This is a genomic window from Colwellia sp. 6_MG-2023 (genome assembly GCF_030547765.1).
In the GTDB taxonomy this organism is placed as follows: Bacteria; Pseudomonadota; Gammaproteobacteria; order Enterobacterales; family Alteromonadaceae; genus Colwellia.
The window spans coordinates 35,202-56,488 of the sequence record NZ_JAUOPP010000014.1 but is presented as its reverse complement, the minus strand read 5'-3'; the positions used below and the strand labels follow the sequence as shown (position 1 = coordinate 56,488).

Below are 21,287 nucleotides of genomic sequence, written 5' to 3'. Positions count from 1 at the left end.
TTCTAACTACACCTTAAAACTTGCATCTACATGTTCAATAATAAGCGCTCTTAATGAGTCAATAGTTTCCCATTCAGTATTCGTTCCTGAGTTATACTTGAAGCCAAATGGTACTTTAACTGCTTTATGATGTTGCATGTATTCTTCTTCTGTATATGTATATGAAACAGAAGGTAAAATGGCATAATACTTTCCTAAATCAATTGTATTCAAAGAGTCAGTATCCGTAATCATTTCTTCATGTAGCTTTTCACCAGGGCGAATACCTACATCTTTTGTTTCACAGTCAGGCGCGATAGCTTCAGCAATATCAGTAATCTTATACGATGGTATTTTAGGTACAAATATTTCACCACCAATATGGTTTTCTATTGCATACATCACCATATTTACACCATCTTGTAATGAAATGTTAAAACGGGTCATTTCTCTATGGGTGATAGGTAATAATCCTTCCTTTTTCTTTTCAATAAAGAAAGGAATTACAGAGCCACGAGACCCCATTACATTGCCGTAACGTACTACACTAAATTTAATATCTTTAGAGCCTCTTATGTTATTTGCAGCAGCAAATAATTTATCTGATGCTAATTTAGTTGCCCCATAAAGATTAATAGGAGCGCAAGCTTTATCTGTTGATAATGCTACAACGTCATGAACACCACAGGCTAGTGCCGCATGGATAACATTTTCAGCACCGTCAATATTAGTACGAATACATTCTGTTGGATTATATTCTGCCGTGTCTACTTGCTTGATAGCTGCAGCATGAATAATTACATCAATTCCTTCACATGCTTGTGTTAAACGATCTCTATCTCGTACATCGCCAATAAAAAAACGAAGTTGAGGAAATGAATTATGTGGATATTTTAGTTTGATCATTGACTGTTTTAATTCATCGCGTGAATAAATAACAATTTTTTTAACGTCTGGGTATCGCGCTAAAATTGTTTCAATGAATTTTTTACCAAACGAGCCTGTGCCGCCGGTGATCAGAACTGATTTTTTGTTTAACATGTTTTTTTACCAGATTAAATTTTAATTCGAAAACTAGTCTTACTAGATTCCATACAATTACTTTCTAAAAATTAATATATTCCATTAAATTTTTACGTAGTTTTTCAACTAAAGCTTCTTTATTACCTTTTTCTTCTACATCAATTATCTTTACATTACTATGCCAAACATCTTGTCCTACTTCATTAGTTTTACGCCAATCTAATTCTGAAGAATTTGAAAACAACCATGCGTTACAACCTAGTGCACCAGCTAATTCTACAACCGTTGTTGCTGGTGAAATAATTAAATCACAACACATCATTAAAGCTGCTACGCTATCAAAATCATTGTATTGATCAATGTCTTCAAAGTTAATTATTTTTCCGGGGTATTGGCTGTTAACTTTTTGAATTTCTTCTGTACATTCATCATATTGTAGATTTATAAATGTTACATTAGGTAATTCAAATAGAGGTTTTAGTTCTTCAATAGTCAAATAGTGTTCATTTCTAGAATGTGTAGTTAAGCTACTTCTCCAACTTATACCAATGATTTTTTGATGGTTAGGAATACGTGCTTTATAATTTTCAACTTTTTTAATGTCGGCCTTTAAATATGCTACACGGGGAAATGATTCATATGAAGGTAAGCAGACATGGAGTAAGTCTGTTACAAAAGTAAAGCCATCATTTGTTTGAATTGCGTCAACAGCGTTATCATCCACTGCTCCTATAATATCGAAGCCAGGTACTTTTTGGTAATTATCTAATTCTAGATTGTCACTATTTCTAGCTCGTGTGACAGAAATAAATTTTATATCAGGAAAAGATCTAGAAAAAAGAGTCTTCAGTCTTGGGGTGCAACTTATAGTAACATTAGTAACCATTGTCGTTTTTTTGATCAGATTATAAATAGAAGCAAATCTAATTTCATCACCAGGACCAAAAATAGCTATTACAAATAATGTTGATATATTATTGAATTTATCTTCTAATTTACAATAATTCTGAGGAAAGTACTGTTGTACTTTTTTTGCTAGTCCAATTTCAGTGAATGTTTCAAAAGCTTCTTTCAGCATTCTATTGCCAAAATATGACTTTCTTTTGTGCATATCACCCAATTGAATTTTTAATGAGTTAGCTAAATTTAAATATTCTAAACTTCTCCTGTAGTCAGAAGATAAAACACATAAACGCATCATCTCAGTTATATTTGTTTTTGTGATGCGATATTGCATCCATTCCATTACTAGCTCTTTTGCTCTTTCTAACTGTCCATTATATGAAAGCGCTTGAGAGTAAATTACCTTGGTCATTTCAGAATGATCGCCATCTTCGATTATACTTTCCAATATATTAATTGCTTTTTCTGGCGATTCTAACATTAAGTAAGCTTGTGCAGTTCTTCTCGATTTCTCAACAACTAAATTTAAAACACTTTGAATCATTAATTCGAGAGTATACTTTTCTTTTGTGTCAGGCAGTAAGGCAATATCAAATAAAATAGCTGAAACTAGTTCAGGTTTCATAACTAAAATCTTGATATATAATTTACAGAGAGCTATAGGATCATTAGAGATGCTATATTTATTGGCTTTCAATATTGAAGTTGCGCTATCTCTATTTGCATAATAGGGATCAATAGCAAATCTAAATTCCGCTAAAGTCAAAGATGCTTTAAATGAGAACTTTAATTCTGCAGTACTTTGACAATATTTCAACACTTCTAATGGCTTGTAGTTTAAAACTAAAAGCTTCATTGCAATATCATTGCTTTCGGTAAACATACGATTTTCGAATGTATACTTTAATTTATCAAAAAGTAACGGGAGTTCATCGATATTATGAGAAGTTTCCTGAGCGTGCTCTTTGTCTGTATCTATGCTTTCTAATAAAGGTAAGCTTTCTGACTTGGTTAATGTTTCATGTTGTTCATTATTTTGAGAAAGTAACCATGCTAATTGGTATGAGATATAGTTTGCTGGACAAGCCTGCTCTAAATATATGAGTATAGAGTAGAATGCTTCAGCAGACAGAAAATTTCTGACAGAGGAGAGGATCTGGTTTCTTCCTACATCACTATTAATAGATCCAAGTAAGGCAAGTATAATTACTTCTTGAGCATAACTATCCTCATCATCCTTACGTATATCTGGTAATCTTATCGTTCTTAATAGTCTGGCTAAATCTTTAGGTTTTAAAGCACTCGCACTATTTTTACCTAAAAACAGAGTTGGCCAAAAGGGGCCTTTTGCAACCTCCAAATAATGCTTAGTTATAGAGTTGCTATCACCTTTTTTATCAACTGACTTTATATTCAGGTTTTCAAACTCAGCTAATTCTGCATCTGCTAAAACTTTGTAGCAAGCACTTTTCAAACCAATATCACTTTTAGCTAAGTTGCCTAGATACCTCGGATAAATTAAATATGCTGCAGCAAAAACTTCTTCGATTGTTAGTCTTGCTGTACGTCTTGTAATCGTTACTCTATCGTCTGTAACTCCCCAGCCTGAATAGAAAGGGGCACCTACAGTAGTTACTTTTTTGTTGCGTATAACAGCTTCGAAACCAGATAGAGAGCTAATCGTATAAATATGATCAACGGCTTCAATAAAGTCGATAATATTCTCATCGGGTGTTGTTATTGTTGCATATTTCTCAACCTCACTAGCTTTAAATGTACTATCTTGAAAACCTTGATATACTTCTGGATGCGGACGATAGTATATTTCACAATTAGGGTTTTCATAAGCGGCTAGCTTTATTAACTCTTCAGAGGTCCAATTATCGGGATTACCAAATTTGATCGATGCATCACTGTCTACTTGGCCTAGTATAGCAACTCTTCTTTTTAATTTAATTCGTTGGCTAATACCTTGAACAGTTTTTCTAGGGGGGTTGTATTTTGATAATTTTAGTTCTTTTATTAATTGAATACATTCTTGAGCGTTTTGCATTAAAGCTGTATCAGCTTTAAAATCATAAGTATTCAAAATATTTTCTATATCGGATGCTTCATAGCAATTGTAGTAAAAACCAGTTTTATCTACAACAAGTGAGTAAGGTGTTGCATGTTGGGCGCCAAGTTTGGCTGAACGAATAAAAGCATCTTCCATTCGGTATATAGGTAAATTATTCTTTTTAGCGTAACGGGTAACATGTTGTGATTCGGTATAGCCCCAGACAATAATAACACTTGGTTTTTGTTTAAGTTTTTTTAACCTACGGATATCTAAAAACGACATCTTAGTGCGAGGTAAAAAAGCGGTTCTGTATTCAGGTAGGTAATCAGCTGTAAAGCCTAATTTCCAATCATTAAAACCAACCATTAATGCAATATCACAATTATTGCTTTTTAACCAATTATCACCAACTAGGTAAAGTAAATCATAGCCAGAATCAATACCTAAAACATTATCTGAATTGTGAACAGTGTAAGTATACTCTTTACCTGAAGGCTTTTTTTTATTAAGAATGCGTAAAGCTTTATCTTTGAGATATGCTTCGATTTCCTTTTTGAGTTTAGTGGTCTTTTTGTTTCGTGTTATTTCATTCATAAGTTCGTTACTAGTATTCGTTATTGATTATGGTTATTAGCAGTAATTACAATGCTAATATCACAGCAGCTGAAACTGCTATTTGATACATCACTTGTGTTATATCTTTGGTTAATTGGAATGATTTTGCATCAGGTTTCGCTAACACAAATATTTCATCCCCTGGGTTAATCTGTTTTTTACTGTTTAAGTGTTCATTTACATCAACAAAGTCGCCATTGGGCTTCATGATTAATATATTCATATTGTCTACATCATCAGTAGCACCGCCTGCCTTAGCGATATACTCATTAATATTCATCTGGTTGTTGTAAGCGATAGCAGTAGGGAAGAGCACTTCGCCATGTATCATGACTAAGTTACGTTTCGTTGGTACCACAATGCGGTCACCTTGTTGTAAAATAATTTGCGAAGCATTGTAGCCGTCAGATAATAATACTTGCCCTTTGGGCTCTACCAATTTTGCCTTTTCAATCCACTGTAATATAGTGCTTGCTTCAGCTGAGCGTAATTGTGCGGCTTCATTGGTTTGTGAACGCGCGGTTAATACGCTTTGCTCTAGTGCTGATAAAGAAGCCAGTAACATATCTTTTTGGCGTGTGGCAACTGAGGCTCTAAATAACTGAATAGCGTCTTTATTAGATAATTTGGTATATTTAACATCGGCCAATAAGTCCGCTAAGCTTGCTCCCCAAGGTAATACAATTTCAAACTGAGAATTATGCTCGCCAATGAGTTCAACACTAATTTTTTTGGCGCGTAGCTGTGAAGATACTTTAATAAGTGAGCCGGCTTTGACTTCAATGGTGTTATTGTTCAGCGCCTCGCCCATGGCATATTGTTGTACTGATAATTCATTTTCACCATCACTATTTTCTGGTGCAATCACCGTAATATGGGTGGCTTTTTTCTTGGTAATAACCGCATTTAGAATATTACTTAATTTAGCGGTATCTTCTTTTAGCTGGTATGTGCCACTAAAACCAACATCGCCTTCAATGGTGACGTCGCCATGTTTAGCCGCAACAAAAATTACGTCACCTTCTTGTAATTGAATAGCGGGCATAGTGCCATGTTGAATAAAGTCGTATAAGTCGATGGTATATTTTGTTTGGTTATTTCGCTTTACTTCAATATGGCGCATACTGCCAAGTTCAGCTTTTATACCACCAGCAAGATCAATAAAACGTAAAATGCTATCAGCACTTTGTCCTTCATATAAGCCAGGTTTATTTACTAACCCTGATAAGAACACCTTTACTGTTTGGCTAGACATTAAATTAACATAAGCTTCAACATTTGATTTATAAACGCGCTTTATGCCTTTTAATACCACGTTATTAATTTCTGCGTTACTAACCCCTAATACTTTAATTGGGCCAACTTTAGGAATAAAGATATTACCTTGAGGGTCAACTTTTACTTCTGCTTGATAATCGATGCCACCCCATAATTGCACAAGCAAACTATCACCTTGGGTGATTTTATAATTTGGGTTACTGCCAACAAATGAATTTTCTTTAAAGCCACCGGTAAATAACCATTGGCCATAAGCTTGGTTAGCGTTGTTACTGTTACTATTGTGGTTAGCATTTTCGCTTTTGTTATTGTTATTTTCATTACTGTTATCACTAGTCAGTGATATTGCTTGCTTAACCTCATTGCTTTCATCTTTGGTGATGGTTACTGCAGCGGAAGCAATATTACTGGTTAGCACTAGCATTAGCGCGCTGGCGATGCTTTTTATAAACAAATTTTTCACTCTTTGTGTTCCTTAATAACGGCCACTACCATTTTTAATACGCCATAGACTAGAAGCATGGCGATAAACCAGGTAAAAATACTGTATAAACGACGTGGGTATTTATTTTCTTGCGCTAAAATGGGCTGCTCTATTACCAGTAAATGTTTTAGCGTTCTAAAAGCATCACTACGAATCAGCTCTAAGCTTGCTAAGGTCGATTTATAAAGGTCTGCGGCTAGCTGGCTATTTAACTTAATTTCTTGATAATCTAAATTTATTTTATTTAACGATTGCTGTTCTTGATTAGTTAAACGGTTTTTTTCTTGCGCTAATTGTGTCTTTAATGCGTCTATATTTCTATTTATGGCTTTTATATCAGCAGAATCGGCACGCATAAAAGACGATAACGATTTAAGTTTAGTTTCTTCTTCTATTATTTTTGCTTCAAGGGCGTTCATCGCTGATACTATGGCACTGCCTTGTTCTTCAGGGTTGTATAGTTTGAATTTATCTTGAAAATTAATCAGTTCATTTTGATATTTTTTTAGCTCGTTATAAGCGCGGTTAACATCTTGCTGGGCATAGTCTAATTGCTGAGTTACCATTTTTTGCCCAAGCTGGTTAATTAAGGTTTCACTTAGTGCGATAATTTCATTGGCCACTTTTAATGAAAATTCAGCATCAAAGGTTTGTACTTCAACCATGAGTACTTCTGACATTTCATCGTAATGGACCAGAATATGATCTTGATAATAGGCGTGATACTGCTCAACACTACCATTGCCAGTCAGTCGACTAAACCAGTCCCAGTCAGCGGCTTGATAATGCTGTTTTAAACCGACACTTTCTTCAAGGGCGACCGCCATCGAGCGTGACTGAATATATTTTTGCAAAATTAAAGCGTCACGCACACCTGGTGAGCTACTGGCAATAGACATTAAACCCGCCAGTGGAATGTCGTTTGAGCCTATTTCTTTTACCACAAATTGACTTTCGCTAACATAACGCGGTGACGCAATTAGGGTGTAATAAGCGATAATGGCGATTACTGCCGCAACTACAATAATAAACGAGCCGAGCTTTGCCGCGGTGTAATAGGCGGTTTTCTTTGCTTTGATATAAGCTTTAGAGTCAGCAATAAATTGTAATGGCTCACGCTTAAGCTTGCGTGCTTTACGTGCAACAGAACTCAAATCCTGTTTACCGTCTTTATTAGCTGCTTGCTGAGTTGATTGTTTAATTGGTTTTGACATAGTGTTCATTATATTCTTTTATTGCAGACTCAATATCTGCATGATATTTCAGGTTTTGGTTAATAATAACTAACCCCGCTTGGCAGTTTTTACGTAGCTCACCCATAGAGTGACTCACCATAATAAGTTTAGTTTTTTCAAATTTTTCTTTTAATAGCGCTTCACTTTTTCGGCGAAAATTAGCATCACCCACTGCACCCAGTTCATCAATTAGTAATACGTCAAAATTAAAATCAAAGGCCATGGTTAAGCCAAAAGCCACCCGAGCTTTCATGCCATTAGAATAGGTTTTGACTGGTTCATCAAAAAACTTACCGATTTCGGCAAAGTCAGCTATTAACTTTTCAATTGGTTTGGTATTTTTATAACCGTGTATACGGGCAACAAAACGGACATTTTCACGGGCACTCATCGTGCCTTGTAAACCGCCTTGCAAACCTAATGGCCAGGATATTTTTTGCTCTGATGTTATTTGCCCTTTACTGGGGAAATCGGCACCACCTAGCATTCTTATTAACGTTGATTTACCAACACCATTTGGGCCTAGTACGGCAATATTACGATCAGTTGGTAATGCTAAATTAACATTTTTAAGAACGTAATGCCGCCCTTGTTTTGTTGGATAATATTTACTGACATTATCAAAATGTATCATTAGTTTACAAAGCCTATCATTAGTTAATAAACCGATGGCGGTTAATTCTAAACGCCATTAAGCCAAGTGTAATACTAGTTAAGGCAATAAAACTAACAAAATACCAATCACCAATAGGGGTTGTATAAGAAACAAAAAATGCATCTCGGCTTAGTTCAATTAAATGAAAAATAGGGTTCCAGCTAAATAAATACCAATATTGTTCAGGTATCATGGTTGCGGAGTATAAAACCCCTGAAATTAGATACATGGGGGTGGTAATCATAGCAAATAATTTTGCAGTATCAGGCCAGTAAGAAACTGCACAACAGAACAATAAACCAATCCCCACAGCCAATATTAATAATAAAAAGCAAGCAGCCAATAGTGCTAATAAGTCATTAGGCAATACCTCAAAATCGAGCCAAGCCATGGTGCCAAGTATTAATACATAAACAACAATAAAAGTAACGGTTTCAATTAAAATCCTTGTAATTATCGGATCGATAGCAGTAACTTGTCGATAAGTAAGTAACGCTTTATTTGCACTGACAGCTGCGCCAACCTGAGGTAGTAACTTCATAAAAAATTTAAACGGTAAAATACCGGTAAAAAGGAATAATGCGACAGGTATACCTGAAATACTCGAACGTCCTAATAAGGTAAAGATTAGTGCCATTACCGATGCTTGTGCTGCCGGCGATGCTACAGCCCAAAAGTAGCCTAAGCGATTAGTGCCAAACCGGGTTTTGAGTTCTCGCATTAACAGCGCATGAACGGTGGCGTTCATTATTTGTAATGGAGTCCTTTTTTGCGCTTTGATCATGCTTGAAAATATTCCATTATATCGACAGCAAAATGATTGACGCTGACGAGTACCTATTTTATTTGGTGTGATTGTATCAAAATTGTCTTAAGACGTTTAACTCATTGAGTCGATTTAAAGTAAATGTTTTTATTTTTTTGTATCAATCCATGTTTTAACCGAGGTTAAAATATTGAAATAAAGTTACCGTCATTAAACATTATACCAACTAAATCTTTTAGTACGCGTGGCGTACCGTATTCATTTGACGCTAATGATACATATCCTTGTGTTTCTTTGCTTGCAAGTGTTATGAACCATTCAACACCGTCTTGGTTTTGGCCTTGATAGGTGAAGTTATTGGTTCTGCCAGCAAAGGTAAAATGGGCGAGTCGGCCTTCAAAATAGGCTGCCATATCAATGTTATCTATTGATAATCCTTCTTGGGCATTGTCTAGATCCATATATACCGTTAATAATGGCTCGCCTAACCCTAAAATAGCAGCAGAGTAGGTTACTGTCGCGGTCATGCCGCTTGGAATTAGGTTTTCACTGGTTTCTTGATTTACATTTGGATGAACCATACTTACTGATAGTTGATGTTCAGTGTCGTCATCAAAAAGCGTTCCAAAAATAGAAGCCGATTCAAGTGTTTCAATAACACCTATATTTTCAACCAAGTGCAGCTCAATTCGTGCCGTCATCGCCCCTGTAAACTCTTGCGTCTGTTTCGTTATTGCCATATCTTGTGCGTTGATAGCAATAAAGCCGCTGCCGTCAGGCGTTCCTGAGAAAATATCATCAGCAGGGTCTAGTTTTATTTCAAATTCAGCATCGGTTAGCGTTGAATGTAGTTCGTTTGACGTTATGGTGCCGTTAGCCGCAATAGTAAACAAGTTACCTTCGGTGGCATTTAGCTGAATGGTGTTCATTCGTATGGTTAAATCAAGTATTAGGTCTTGGTATTGCCCTGTTAGTACCCATTCTAATTCACTGTCTTGATAAACAATATTAAGGTCATTCAATTGGTAAGAGCCGTCATTAGAGTTTAACGGTACTGTATCGAGTACATCATTAAATAACGGAAAAACATCTACTAATATTGTATTGGTAAAGCCATCAATGAGTTCATAGCCATCGCTTAATGTGGTGTTGACTTGATCATAAGCATCGTCATTGTTTTCAAAGGTATATAAAATGCTACGAAAATCATTTAAAAATGATTTGCTTTTAACTAGGTCGGTTTCTTGAACATAGGGTGAGGGTAAGTAACCTTTTTCTGGGTAAATATTTTTTGATAAAAGATAAGCGCGTAACCTTGAGATCTGGTATTGCTCTTCTTTAGTTACTACTACACAGTTGGTTGCTGTGCTTGTTTGCGCTGCGAGTAATGCTTCGGCTAAGGTATTGGTATTCGTTAAACAGTTATCGTTGCTATTATTTAAAATGATATCTTGTAAAAATAAATCTGCATCAGCTATATAAAACTGATTGAATTCATCAATTAAATTTTCTTCATCGATTAAAGTGAAATATAAGCGTCTAAAAATGCTGCCTAGATGATCGTTTACATTGTTATATATAAGCCTATTCTCAAACAGTAATGCAGCATTAAATGCTTGCATATTCCAATAATTCCAACTGCTTTTGTCTGATTGTTGATCTGCTTGGTTATATCCTAAAAAACCTAAGGTATTGGCTAATACCGATTGTGTTTGTTTTAGGGTATTTGAGTTTACTTCGTCAACATAGTTTGATTGTACAAGTTGTGCAACAAGGTCTGTAGTAACATCGACCGTTAATGCTTGATCACCCGTTAATTCAACAATTGCGGCTAATTGCAGTCGCGTATTGATTGGTTGGCCAAAGGCAATGGATTCATATTCATTATTGCTAAAGAGTGTTTCAATACAACCGTTAGGGAGCGAACAACGAATTGCGCTTCGGTTATTGTTTGGGTTAAACACTATTTTATAAATGTGGTTTTGTTCAAGTGCTAATGTGGCGGTGGTTAGCCCTTGTTCGTCGGGGTATACACGTGTTTGTTTAACTAACGCATTATTGTCTGTTAGATCATAAACAAAGACTTCTTCATCACTTATCAAGTAATTAGGCATTATTGATAAGGTTAATTCTGCCGTGTTTGACGGGTTTGCTTGTGCCTCTGTTACTGGTAAATTATCGGCTGTGCTGGCGTTATCTGTTGATGATGAATTACACGCCGTTAGGTTTGATAAAATAATTACTGTAAATAAAGCGATGAAAATTTTCATGTGTTATAAACTCACTTCAAAACCAAGAAAAAGACTGAGACTATTAGCATAACCAAAATCAACATCGTCGAACATTATATCTAAATAGAAAGTTCGATATTTGCTGTGTAAGCCTAACGCGCTTCTTTGAAAGTTATAACTTATAGCAACATTGCTATCAGCAAAAGGGGAGTAGCCACCTTTTACACTCACTGAATCCATCACTTCGTTGTATTGGTACTGTACTGATAAATCAAACTTTTCAGCGATGATTTTTTCTACACCAAGATCAATACGTACTGGCAAGTGTTGAGTGAAAGAGTGTTGCTCTGAACCTTCGTGTGTATATAAATTGGTTAATGGATTTTGTTGTAATACGTCTTGGTCGTCGTAATAGAAGTCGTCAACTTGAAAATTACCTTGGGCGTAAGGTGATTCGTCCCAGGTAACAAAATGAAAAGCATCTTTTACGTTTACGTCTACTTTGGTAGTGCTATTAACTTGGTAACTAATATCAAAGTCTAAACTTGCGCCATAGCCTTGTGGAGTATCATCTACCGTTAAAAAACCGTAAAGTGTATCTTCAGAAAAATGATAGTCTGCGTCAGCATCACCTAAGCTAGTTTTACCGTTAATATAGCCGTTTTGTATGTCTCTATCTTGAAATTTAGACGAGTACAATACATTTAAGTAGCTAGTGACGGTTAATTTATTATTGTATTGATAGTTATAACCAACACGCATGCCTTGTGTGGTTAATCTTTGTTCTTTAAAGTCATATATGTAGTCACGATCTTGAAGGTTGTCACGATCGTTATGAAAAGTGTATCGGTATTCTGCTACATCAGGGTGCATGGTTAAGTAGTAATCGTAACGATAAAAGATAGCAAACGACAATGCTTCGTATTGAACGCCTATTTGAAAGAAGTTATTAGCAATTGCTTTGCTGCCTTCGTTATATTCTTTTGCGCCCTTCCATGAGCCAAAAAAGTCAACAACAGGTACTGAAGGCGTATAGTTATCACTATAACCATTAGCAAATAATGTATAACTTTCGGCATTCACTGGCAGCGAGGCTAACGTTACGTTAGATAGGGTAAGAGCAATAATGCTTGTTTTAACTGTTTTTTTTCTCACGATTATTACTACTTTATTTAGAATGATTACAGTTGATATTGCATGAAATTGAGTATATTCAATTTCCAAGACCATTATACCTAAAAAGGCCGCTTTAAAAGCGACCTTGTTTTAGTTTACGATAATATTATGACAATATTAAGGTTGTGCTACTAAATCAGCTTGGTCAAAGTATGCACTTAAACCTTCCATTAATTTTTCTACGTTTGCAGGAGCAATCGGAGTACCATTAATGTTGAAGATGAAGTCGCCAGTTGATACATATGAATTACAAGTACTTGTTGTGTTCATTAAGTCAGCAACGTCAGTATTGTTTACATAAATATCACCAGTCCAGCTACCACACCATACAGGTTGTGTAAGTTCATCACTTACGTCTGCAGCAAGGTTTTTCAATGTCATCACATAGTTTTCACTTGCGCGACGTACATTAACTGTTTTACTGATTTTCTTCTTGATACCTTCTTTGTAGATGATAACTTCGCCATCAACTTGGTAGTCAGAAACAGTAGTACCAGAGATAAAGTCAGGGTTAATTGTAACATTACCTTGTTTCAGTACGTTTGCACTAGCAAAAGACTTATAGTCACCGCTATATTGGAAAGTCATTTCCGCTGAACCACTTAGCTTCTTATTCATTTCGCCTGTATAAACAGCTACTTGTGGAAGATCAAACTTCACTTCAGCATCAGCCATTGTTAAAGCAAGGTTATTAAGCGCTGCGTTAGGGTTATAAGAAGCAATTGATGCATTTGCATATTCACTTGTTGTTGGGTTAACACCAAATGTAACTAGTGCATCAGCTGTTGCAACTTGACCTTTAAATGTTAAACCAGTTAATACTTTCGCATCGTCGTTAACACCATTGTTGTAGTTATAGCTAACGTTAAATTTAACTAATGTTGTATCGGTATCTAGAACTGTAATAGTGCTATCTACATCATTTTCCATAAAACATTCGTTAATGAAGCCGTCTGTACCCGTTGAACAATCAAAGACACTAAAAGGTCCTGCCTGTGGTGGTAGTGAATTTATGCTTATAATTGTACCTGATAAGTAAGTTGATGCACCTGCGCCATTACCACTAACTAAGTTACCTAAACCACTCGCATCGTTAGCAGTTACTGTATTGTATATAACAGCATATGCAACTTCACTTGATGCACTTGTTGCAGGTATATTAACTAGGAAGTCACCATCTGTTACACCGTGTGAACTTGCTTCTACTAATGTTTTTTGAACAACATAACGAATATCACCAGCTGTTTTAATTATCTGTTTATTTACATCTACAGATAATCCGTCAGCAGCAAAGAAGTTACTTGTAACAGATGATGCCGTAGCTGCATCTGCTGTATTAGGGTTACTTGGATTGCTTGGGTTACCTGGGTTAGCTGGACCTTCAGGGTCAGTTGGATCAACTGGAACAACAGGGTCAGTTGGGTCAACAGGGTCAGTTGGGTCAACAGGGTCAGTTGGGTCAACAGGGTCAGTTGGGTCAACAGGGTCAGTTGGAGTAGGTGTAATAACTGTATCTACTTCATCTTCAATTGCTGCAATATCTTCGTCAGTTAATGAACCTTCAGCAGTTTCAATAATAGTAACAACACTATTGATAGCATCATTAATCGCATTTAAGCTTACGCCGTCAACTTCATCAGAAATATCAGAAGCAAGTTCTTCTGCAAAATCACCAGAGCTAAAATCTTCAGCTGAAACTGGTAATGTAACTGTTCCACCTAGCGTATCATTTAGTAGTGCAAATTCTTGTTGAAATAACGAGTCATTTGAAAGCGCTATTATTGCAGCTTCGAAATTGTTAGCGATTTCATCTCTTTCTGTTGAACTACCATTTTCGTCAGTAGCAGAAAGGATTTTACTTGTCATGGCAGCAAGAGCAGCAGAGATATCTGCTCCATCTTCAGCACCTTCTTGCGCTAATTGTAAGATAAGAGCATTAAGCATTGATAATTTTGTATCTTGCAAAGATAACGCTGCTGCATCTTCAGCACTTAAGTCTGAAATAGTTGTAGGGTCAGTAATGTCTTGAGTTAAAAAGTTCTCAGGAGCTATATCTGTTAAACCAAAAACTAAAGCCACTTTTTTAGTTGATAATTTAGCTAGCGCATCAAAACCTGCTTTACCAGAGGCATTTAAATCAGCTAGACCTGTAGATGCTTCCATTATTTGTGCTGTAGCGTTAGTTAACGCATTCACAGGGAATTCTACAGCAGATGTATCAGTATCTTCATCGATAAAAGCAACAGTAGATAGTGCAATGCCTGGTGTGTTAGTGATATCTTCACCAAAACCAACACCATTACCACAATCGCTAGAGTCACAACGCATAATACTGTCTGCATTGGTTGTTACCGTTACTTTAATAGCACCAACGAAGTCTGATGGTATATCAAGTGAATAACTTCCGTTTTCATCAGTTACAGCGCTCGCTATTTCATTACCATCTGCATCATATGCTACAACATCTGCACCGATCATAATACCTTTTACAGCGGCACCTGTAGCTGTGAATGTTTCAGCTGTTGGTGGTGTAACTACTGGTGTTTCTGGATCTGTTACTGGATCTGAGCTTGATGAGCCACCACATGCACTTAGCGTTAATGCTAGTGACGTTGCTATTGCAAGCTGTGATAATTTAAAATTTAACATGACGTATCCTTTTCGTTTTATTGGTTATTTAAGTTAAAAAATTTATCAGTTACGGCTTGCAAAACAAGTTCCGGTTGTTGATAAAAACTGCCTGGGATTTGGTTTTCTGATTTTAAAAATTGATTGAACTTTTTAAATGTGATTTCACATGGTTTACAACATGTTTTCCAAAAATCATCTAATGGTTTTTGACTTGTTACTCCGTCTAAGTCATACACCGCACGCCCCAATACTTTTGTAGGTGTTGAATGATGTAATGATGATATACCAACGGTACTGTTTATAGTTACTAAGCCTTTGGCTTCTTTAATTAGCGTAGGTAGATGAGCATCATGACAATACAACACTCTACCTGTTAAGTCATACGCATAGCAAAGTTTTTTAATGTATCTGGCATAATTGTTAAAGCCTCGGTCCATTGGATGATGCTTAAAAACTAGATAATCATCTTTTGATGCTTTTTGAGAAAACGATTTAATAACAACGCTAATGAACTCTTCAACTGAGCCATAAGGTGAATGGTATAAAATTTGGCTATCAACACTTACTTGAAGAGGAACCAAGAAATACTTCTTGGATAGCGTAGTTGTTAGCTGCTTAACAATTTTTCGTTCTTGACCTTTATATTTTAACTTTCTAAAGCCCGCTTTAATCCAATGCAAACACTCTTCCGTGGCGTACCAAGGGCGGTGATGGATATAATGAGGGAAGTTTTTTGTATAAAGTTGCTTGAAAAAATAATATTGAATGGCGTTAATGGACATATCCCAAAAAGGACTACGCAAACGCGTATTGTTATTCGATATCTCTTCTAGGTGTTTCTCTTCAAGTACACTAAAGTCTAAACCTAAAAGTGAAGAATTACCGTTTACACCACCTTCTTCTAAGGTAATAAACGAAGGTCTTAAATAGCCTTCCTCAAACACCCAAAAAATCAAGTTCATCTCTTCTGCAACAGATTTTGCGATGCGATGATAAAATCGACAATCACCAAAAACAACAATATCTGTAATACCGTGTTTTTCGATATAATCACTTAAATATGCTTGCCACTCGGTTGGTTTGCCAGAGTACGCGTGAGAATATCTTTTATCACTAAACCAGGCATCTCCGCCATTGAATGTGATGTGATGGGCACTCGAAGTGGTTTCACTATCTATATATGATGATAGTAGCTTAAAAAAATTGCCCAACGGGCCTTGCAAGAAAAGTATGTTTTTTTGCATATCGATAGCCACTAAGAAACCATAACGCTAATTTGTGAACAATTTGATGTGGTATTAATATGTAGCAACTAGTAGTCCTTTTGTTAGCTGTATTGTTATATTTATTACGAGCACAATCCTCTATGCATTGAAATTAATCCCTGCGGGCTCTATTTAATTTTTATGAGATTGTTGTGCTCTTGTGTTTCTATGTATATTTCTATGTTACTAGATATTAGAGTGTGTATTCTAACACCATTTGATTTTCACTATAGCGGAACTGTAGTATGAAAACAAGGTTAAATAAAGTAATAATGTTATTGTTTTTGTAAAAAATATTAGTGTTATATGAAGCCTTTACTCAATTGTTAATGGTGTGTTAACCTGCTGTTTTTTATTGGTTATTTTTTAGTTGTATTTTCGTTATCATTTTGCGGGAGTGTAGGAAAATTCAATACGATTGCCGCTTGGTTCTCTAATCATCATGTGTATTGTTGGGCCTTTACCATTTAATTCTGGGGCAAACTCAATGATTAAATTTGGTACTTGTTTAAATCTGCGGTGTAACTCAGATAATATTTCTTCGCTTGCCACGGTTAGAGCAAGGTGATGTAAACCAACGTTATTCTTTCTGTTAAAGGCAACGGTATTTTCTAAATCTTTTGTTTGCCAAAGTGTTAGAAAAATTTCACCATCGGTAACAAATATTGATGGATAGTCAGGGTAGCCACCTGCTTTCTTCCAGCCCAAGGTATTAATAAAGAAGTCAGCTGACGCTTGAAGGTTTTTTACTGTTAAGCCTAAATGATTTAAGCCTTTTGTCATTATTTGATTTTGATAAAGGTCTTTGCTGCTATTGTTGTTCGCCTTAACAGCATTTGAGGTAATTAGTAGTAAGGTTAGTGTTATTGTTAGTGATAAAATTTTATGCATAGTATGCTCGGTTGGTAGTTAGGTATTAGCATTAGGTTGTTAACTAGTATTGACCGAGAAGTAGAACTTAAGTATTCAATTTAATTACTTATTTTAAGGAATCATTTTAAGGAATGATTTTAAGGAATGATTTTAATGTCAATCATCAGCTGAAATTTGCGGACCTTGGTATAATAATGTGTGTTTTGATGATCTGTTTACTAGGAATATGAAAGAGCAAGTAAAGGCCATAGCATGTATGACCTTGATACTCTTCTTTATTTATTGTGCTTTAATGTTAGCAATCCAAACTGTTTGATAAGGTAGTAAGGTAATAGATTCAGTTAAGTCTGTTACTTCTGTACCAGTAATTAATTCAATCCAACTTTCTGTAACAATTAAATTTAGTTCGCTTAATGGTAAAGATAAAGGCTTATCCGTAATATTACTAACACAAAAAATACTTTGTTTTCTGTCTTGGCTTTGTCGCCAAAAGCCAAATAGTGATAAGCCTAAATGTAAAGTAAATTGAGTTGCATTAGGATGAAACGCTGGTTGCTTAATACGAGTTTTTAGTAACGTTGTTAACGTTGATAATACTTTTGCATGGTGCAAACTGTCATCTTGTAATGCCTCAGTTAATAGGTTTTCATCCCAACGGTGTCGATTAATAGAACGATTATGATGCGTATTTGCTAATTTTTTATAGTCGTTCTGCGTACCAATAAGGCTATGAATATATACGCCAGGGATACCTTCTAAGGCAAACATGATCGCGTGAGCACAAATGAAGCGTTCAAAGTTCCATTGATCCTTCCCATTCACTGTTCCTTGCATGGCATCATAAAGCGAGATGTTCATTTCATACGCTTTTTGTTCTCCGCCGTCTGTGGTTCGCCATGATATTTTTCCGCCAAAACCTTCAACCGTATTAACTAATTGCCCTAGTTCTTCTTCACTTAACAAGCCTTCAGCAGGGCGTAAGCCGATACCATCATGCGAGGCAATAAAGTTAAAGTACATGGTGCCATTTTGAGGTGGCGGCATACTCATTAACCAGCGTTTTAAATATAAGCAACTTCCGGTTAGTAAGGTGTTTAACAATAGCGGTGGTAATGAAAAGTTGTAAATACCATGTGCTTCATTAGCGTTACCAAAATAGGTGAGGTTTTGGGTGTTAGGGATATTGGTTTCGGTAATAATAATTGCATCTGATTGGGCAGACTCAATTAAGGTTCTTAATAACCGAACAACTTCATGAGTTTGGGGTAAATTAATGCTAGTGGTTCCAGCAATTTTCCATAAAAAGGCAATGGCATCAAAACGGAATATTTTAACGCCACTGTCTAGGTATTGTCTGATAATGGTTGTGAAGGCCTTTAGTACTTCTGGGTTACGAAAGTCAAAATCGACTTGATCGTGACTAAAGGTACACCAAACAAACTTTTTACCATTACTGGTTTCAATTTCTTTTAACAACGGTGAAGTGCGAGGCCTAACAACATCAGACAAATCATCGTCGGGTAATGCCGTGAAAAAGAAGTCATTACCAATTCCTTCTCCTTTGACAAAGTTGTCAAACCAAACACTGCGGCTTGAACAATGATTAATAACTAGGTCAGACATGAAGTTGTAGTCTTTGCTAATGGATTCAATATCATCCCAAGAGCCTAGTGATTCATTAACCGATGAGTAGTCAATAACGGCAAAACCATCATCTGAACTGTATGGAAAGAAAGGTAATATATGTACGCTATTAATCGTGTTTTTAATTTTGCTATCTAAAAAGTTTTTCAACGTTTTTAAGGGAGCTTGCTCTTCACTTATTACGCTGTCACCATAAGTGATCAAGATAACATCTTCTTCAGACCAGTGATTTTTAAAAGGCTCAGCAACCTCTACCGTTGTTGATAACCGCATGATATCGATAAGTGCTTGTGCAATCTCGTCACATGAGGTGTTAAGCGGAACATCTTTATAGATACAAGTCAGCTGCTGAACTAGCTTTTCTTTCAATAGATTAATTTTTGCGGACATACTTCACCTTTACTTCAAGGATTGACTAAATTCTTCATTATCTAGTTCTACGGCTTCTTTTAACTGCGATAAAATATCAGGTATAGCGCTGACTACTCGGTTCCAAGCCGGGATAAAAGGCGTATCCATAGGTTGTTCTAAGAAAGTATGACCTGCAGTTAATATATTTTCAGCGAACATTTCTACTGCTTTTTCTTCGTTATGAATATCGAGTTGTAGTCCATTCATCATAGCGTCATTGCGATATGTCTCAACATAATCTAATGCAATACGATAATAGGTAGCTTTTAATGTTCTAAACTTTTCAGAGGTAAATGTTTCGCCCTGTGTGGCCAGTTTTCGAATAAATGATTTAGTAATATCAACGGACATTTTCGATAAACCACCTTGATCATTATCTAAAGATAAATCTTGATGCTTATGATCATAGGTTGCCGCAATATCAACTTGGCATATACGATTTGGTGCATAATTACGGTACATTTCAGAAAGTACACCGATTTCTAAGCCCCAATCACTTGGAATACGAATATCACTTAATACATCTCGACGGAAAGAAAATTCACCTGCTAATGGGTATAAAAAGCTGTCCATATATTCAAGATAGTCACAGTGACCAACGGTTTTCTTTAATGCTTTAATTAGCGGTGTTACTAATAAGCGCGAAACGCGACCATTAATTTTGCCACTGGCAACACGTGCATAATAACCTTTAGAAAATTCATAGTTAAACAGTGGGTTGGCAACAGGGTAGAGTAGTCTGTCGAGTAATTCTCTTTCGTAAGTTAAAATATCACAATCATGTAAAGCAATTGATTCAGCTTTACCTGACGCTAGAATATAGCCCATGCAATACCAAACATTACGACCTTTACCTAATTCTTTCGGTGCTAGCCCAAGCTCTTGTAATTTAGCGTCGATTGCTTGTAATCTAGGTCCGTCATTCCACAATACTTTATGGTGTTGTGGTAGTTCACCAAAAAACGATAGTGCATGTTTATATTGGTCTAAATCAGCACGGTCTAAACCAATAACTATTTCAGATAGATATTCTACACCTTTAAGCTTACTAACAATATCAGGCAACGCTTTACCTTCTAGCTCTGAAAATAATGAAGGTAGAATAAGCCCTAAAGGGCGTTTTTTGGAAAATTCTAATAATTCGGCCGCCATATCTGCGGATTCACGTTGTGCTAAATTATGTAACGTTGTTACTGTTCCGTTTTGATAAAAATCAGCCATGATTTACCTCTGAGTTAATTGAATTTGATAGCAGTTGTTGTATTGCTTCTGCCCAACCTTCGGGCCCATATGATTTTGTTTTCGTTGTTTGGTATTGACGATATAACGTTGGAAATTCATGTACAGGTGAACGAATTTGTACTGCAAAGTCAGCAGCTTCTAACATTGAGTTGTCATTTTCTCCATCACCTAAGGCAATGGTTACAATTGAGCTGTTGTAATGTTCGCGGTACTGCTCTGCCAACCAAATTAACGCTTGGCCTTTATCGCAATAGTCACCTATATGAATGAATCGACCTCCTTGAACAACATTTGCACCTAAATCAAGCATGTGTTCAATAAATTGCTTTTTCGTTGTTTCATCACCTAACCAATGAATTGGTTCACCAAATTGTCTTTGTTTTGCTCTATTTGCATCCGCTAAAGATAAACCGGTAATTTCTGCTAATTCCGCGTCAGTTAATGTTGAAAATCCTTGGTATTGATTCGAAAATTGACCTGATTTTTCAGACAATAATGTCAACCAGTATTCTCGAGGTAGGCAAAATGATTTCACCCAAAAACCTTCTATTGTTTGAGTGTCTTCAGGCTGTTTTGCGAAAGTGCCAATAGGTATGTAAATAGCGGCACCATTTTCAACAATAAATGGCGCATTAAGATTAAGACTTTGGTTAATAATTTCTAATTCAGCTAGCGTTTTACTCGTATTTAACACAACCGGTATCTTTGAATTTTTTAATTGTTCAAGTGTTGTGCTTGCTGGCGTTGATTGATAAGTGTAATGGTCAAGCAAGGTTCCATCTAGATCACTAAATATCACAGTTGGTAACATGTTCAT

The 21,287-nt window shown here is 36.0% G+C and carries 14 protein-coding genes; all 14 read right to left on the bottom strand.

The window, feature by feature from the left end:
- Positions 1 to 6: 6 nt before the first annotated feature.
- On the bottom strand, positions 7 to 1,020 hold the full coding sequence (gene pseB, locus Q4503_RS10475; RefSeq protein ID WP_303602226.1) for a UDP-N-acetylglucosamine 4,6-dehydratase (inverting): 1,014 nt from the start codon (positions 1,018 to 1,020) through the stop codon (positions 7 to 9).
- A 64-nt stretch (positions 1,021 to 1,084) separates the two neighbouring features.
- Entirely contained in the window at positions 1,085 to 4,558 is a 3,474-nt protein-coding gene (locus Q4503_RS10470; RefSeq protein WP_303602225.1) for a hypothetical protein, read from the bottom strand.
- Positions 4,559 to 4,604: 46 nt separating this feature from the next.
- Positions 4,605 to 6,320, bottom strand: a complete 1,716-nt coding sequence (locus Q4503_RS10465) for a polysaccharide biosynthesis/export family protein (RefSeq protein WP_303602224.1) — start codon at positions 6,318 to 6,320, stop codon at positions 4,605 to 4,607.
- Positions 6,317 to 7,555, bottom strand: a complete 1,239-nt coding sequence (locus Q4503_RS10460; protein ID WP_303602223.1) for a lipopolysaccharide biosynthesis protein — start codon at positions 7,553 to 7,555, stop codon at positions 6,317 to 6,319. The genes Q4503_RS10465 and Q4503_RS10460 overlap by 4 nt, the downstream gene beginning before the upstream one ends.
- A complete protein-coding gene (locus Q4503_RS10455; RefSeq protein WP_303602222.1) occupies positions 7,539 to 8,210 on the bottom strand; it encodes an ABC transporter ATP-binding protein in 672 nt (223 codons plus the stop codon). The genes Q4503_RS10460 and Q4503_RS10455 overlap by 17 nt, the downstream gene beginning before the upstream one ends.
- Positions 8,211 to 8,229: 19 nt before the next feature.
- Entirely contained in the window at positions 8,230 to 8,979 is a 750-nt protein-coding gene (locus tag Q4503_RS10450) for an ABC transporter permease (protein ID WP_303602221.1), read from the bottom strand.
- 200 nt (positions 8,980 to 9,179) lie between these two features.
- Positions 9,180 to 11,267: a hypothetical protein gene (locus tag Q4503_RS10445; protein WP_303602220.1), complete on the bottom strand. Its 2,088-nt coding sequence runs from the start codon at positions 11,265 to 11,267 to the stop codon at positions 9,180 to 9,182.
- 3 nt (positions 11,268 to 11,270) lie between these two features.
- The gene (locus Q4503_RS10440) at positions 11,271 to 12,383 is read right to left on the bottom strand and encodes a hypothetical protein (RefSeq protein ID WP_303602219.1); all 1,113 of its coding nucleotides are present in this window, start codon (positions 12,381 to 12,383) and stop codon (positions 11,271 to 11,273) included.
- Positions 12,384 to 12,521: 138 nt separating this feature from the next.
- Positions 12,522 to 15,053 (bottom strand): hypothetical protein, encoded by a 2,532-nt coding sequence (locus tag Q4503_RS10435; protein WP_303602218.1) that lies wholly within the window; start codon positions 15,051 to 15,053, stop codon positions 12,522 to 12,524.
- Between the two features lie 17 nt (positions 15,054 to 15,070).
- Complete coding sequence (locus Q4503_RS10430; RefSeq protein ID WP_215972044.1) at positions 15,071 to 16,279, bottom strand: capsule biosynthesis protein; 1,209 nt, start codon at positions 16,277 to 16,279, stop codon at positions 15,071 to 15,073.
- A gap of 405 nt (positions 16,280 to 16,684) precedes the next feature.
- Complete coding sequence (locus Q4503_RS10425; RefSeq protein ID WP_303602217.1) at positions 16,685 to 17,191, bottom strand: VOC family protein; 507 nt, start codon at positions 17,189 to 17,191, stop codon at positions 16,685 to 16,687.
- A 261-nt stretch (positions 17,192 to 17,452) separates the two neighbouring features.
- Positions 17,453 to 19,207 (bottom strand): sugar phosphorylase, encoded by a 1,755-nt coding sequence (locus tag Q4503_RS10420; protein WP_303602216.1) that lies wholly within the window; start codon positions 19,205 to 19,207, stop codon positions 17,453 to 17,455.
- Positions 19,208 to 19,216: 9 nt separating this feature from the next.
- Complete coding sequence (locus Q4503_RS10415) at positions 19,217 to 20,449, bottom strand: glycosyl transferase (RefSeq protein WP_215972047.1); 1,233 nt, start codon at positions 20,447 to 20,449, stop codon at positions 19,217 to 19,219.
- Positions 20,442 to 21,281, bottom strand: coding sequence for a mannosyl-3-phosphoglycerate phosphatase (locus Q4503_RS10410; RefSeq protein ID WP_303602215.1), 840 nt, complete (start codon positions 21,279 to 21,281; stop codon positions 20,442 to 20,444). Before Q4503_RS10410 ends, Q4503_RS10415 begins: the two co-directional genes overlap by 8 nt.
- Between the last annotated feature and the right edge of the window lie 6 nt (positions 21,282 to 21,287).

Coding starts and splice junctions, on each gene's coding strand:
- pseB (WP_303602226.1), bottom strand. CDS start 1,020: ATGTTAAACAAAAAATCAGTTCTGATCACCGGCGGCACAGGCTCGTTT.
- Q4503_RS10470 (WP_303602225.1), bottom strand. CDS start 4,558: ATGAATGAAATAACACGAAACAAAAAGACCACTAAACTCAAAAAGGAA.
- Q4503_RS10460 (WP_303602223.1), bottom strand. CDS start 7,555: ATGTCAAAACCAATTAAACAATCAACTCAGCAAGCAGCTAATAAAGAC.
- Q4503_RS10455 (WP_303602222.1), bottom strand. CDS start 8,210: ATGATACATTTTGATAATGTCAGTAAATATTATCCAACAAAACAAGGG.
- Q4503_RS10450 (WP_303602221.1), bottom strand. CDS start 8,979: ATGAACGCCACCGTTCATGCGCTGTTAATGCGAGAACTCAAAACCCGG.
- Q4503_RS10445 (WP_303602220.1), bottom strand. CDS start 11,267: ATGAAAATTTTCATCGCTTTATTTACAGTAATTATTTTATCAAACCTA.
- Q4503_RS10435 (WP_303602218.1), bottom strand. CDS start 15,053: ATGTTAAATTTTAAATTATCACAGCTTGCAATAGCAACGTCACTAGCA.
- Q4503_RS10430 (WP_215972044.1), bottom strand. CDS start 16,279: ATGCAAAAAAACATACTTTTCTTGCAAGGCCCGTTGGGCAATTTTTTT.
- Q4503_RS10425 (WP_303602217.1), bottom strand. CDS start 17,191: ATGCATAAAATTTTATCACTAACAATAACACTAACCTTACTACTAATT.
- Q4503_RS10420 (WP_303602216.1), bottom strand. CDS start 19,207: ATGTCCGCAAAAATTAATCTATTGAAAGAAAAGCTAGTTCAGCAGCTG.
- Q4503_RS10415 (WP_215972047.1), bottom strand. CDS start 20,449: ATGGCTGATTTTTATCAAAACGGAACAGTAACAACGTTACATAATTTA.
- Q4503_RS10410 (WP_303602215.1), bottom strand. CDS start 21,281: ATGTTACCAACTGTGATATTTAGTGATCTAGATGGAACCTTGCTTGAC.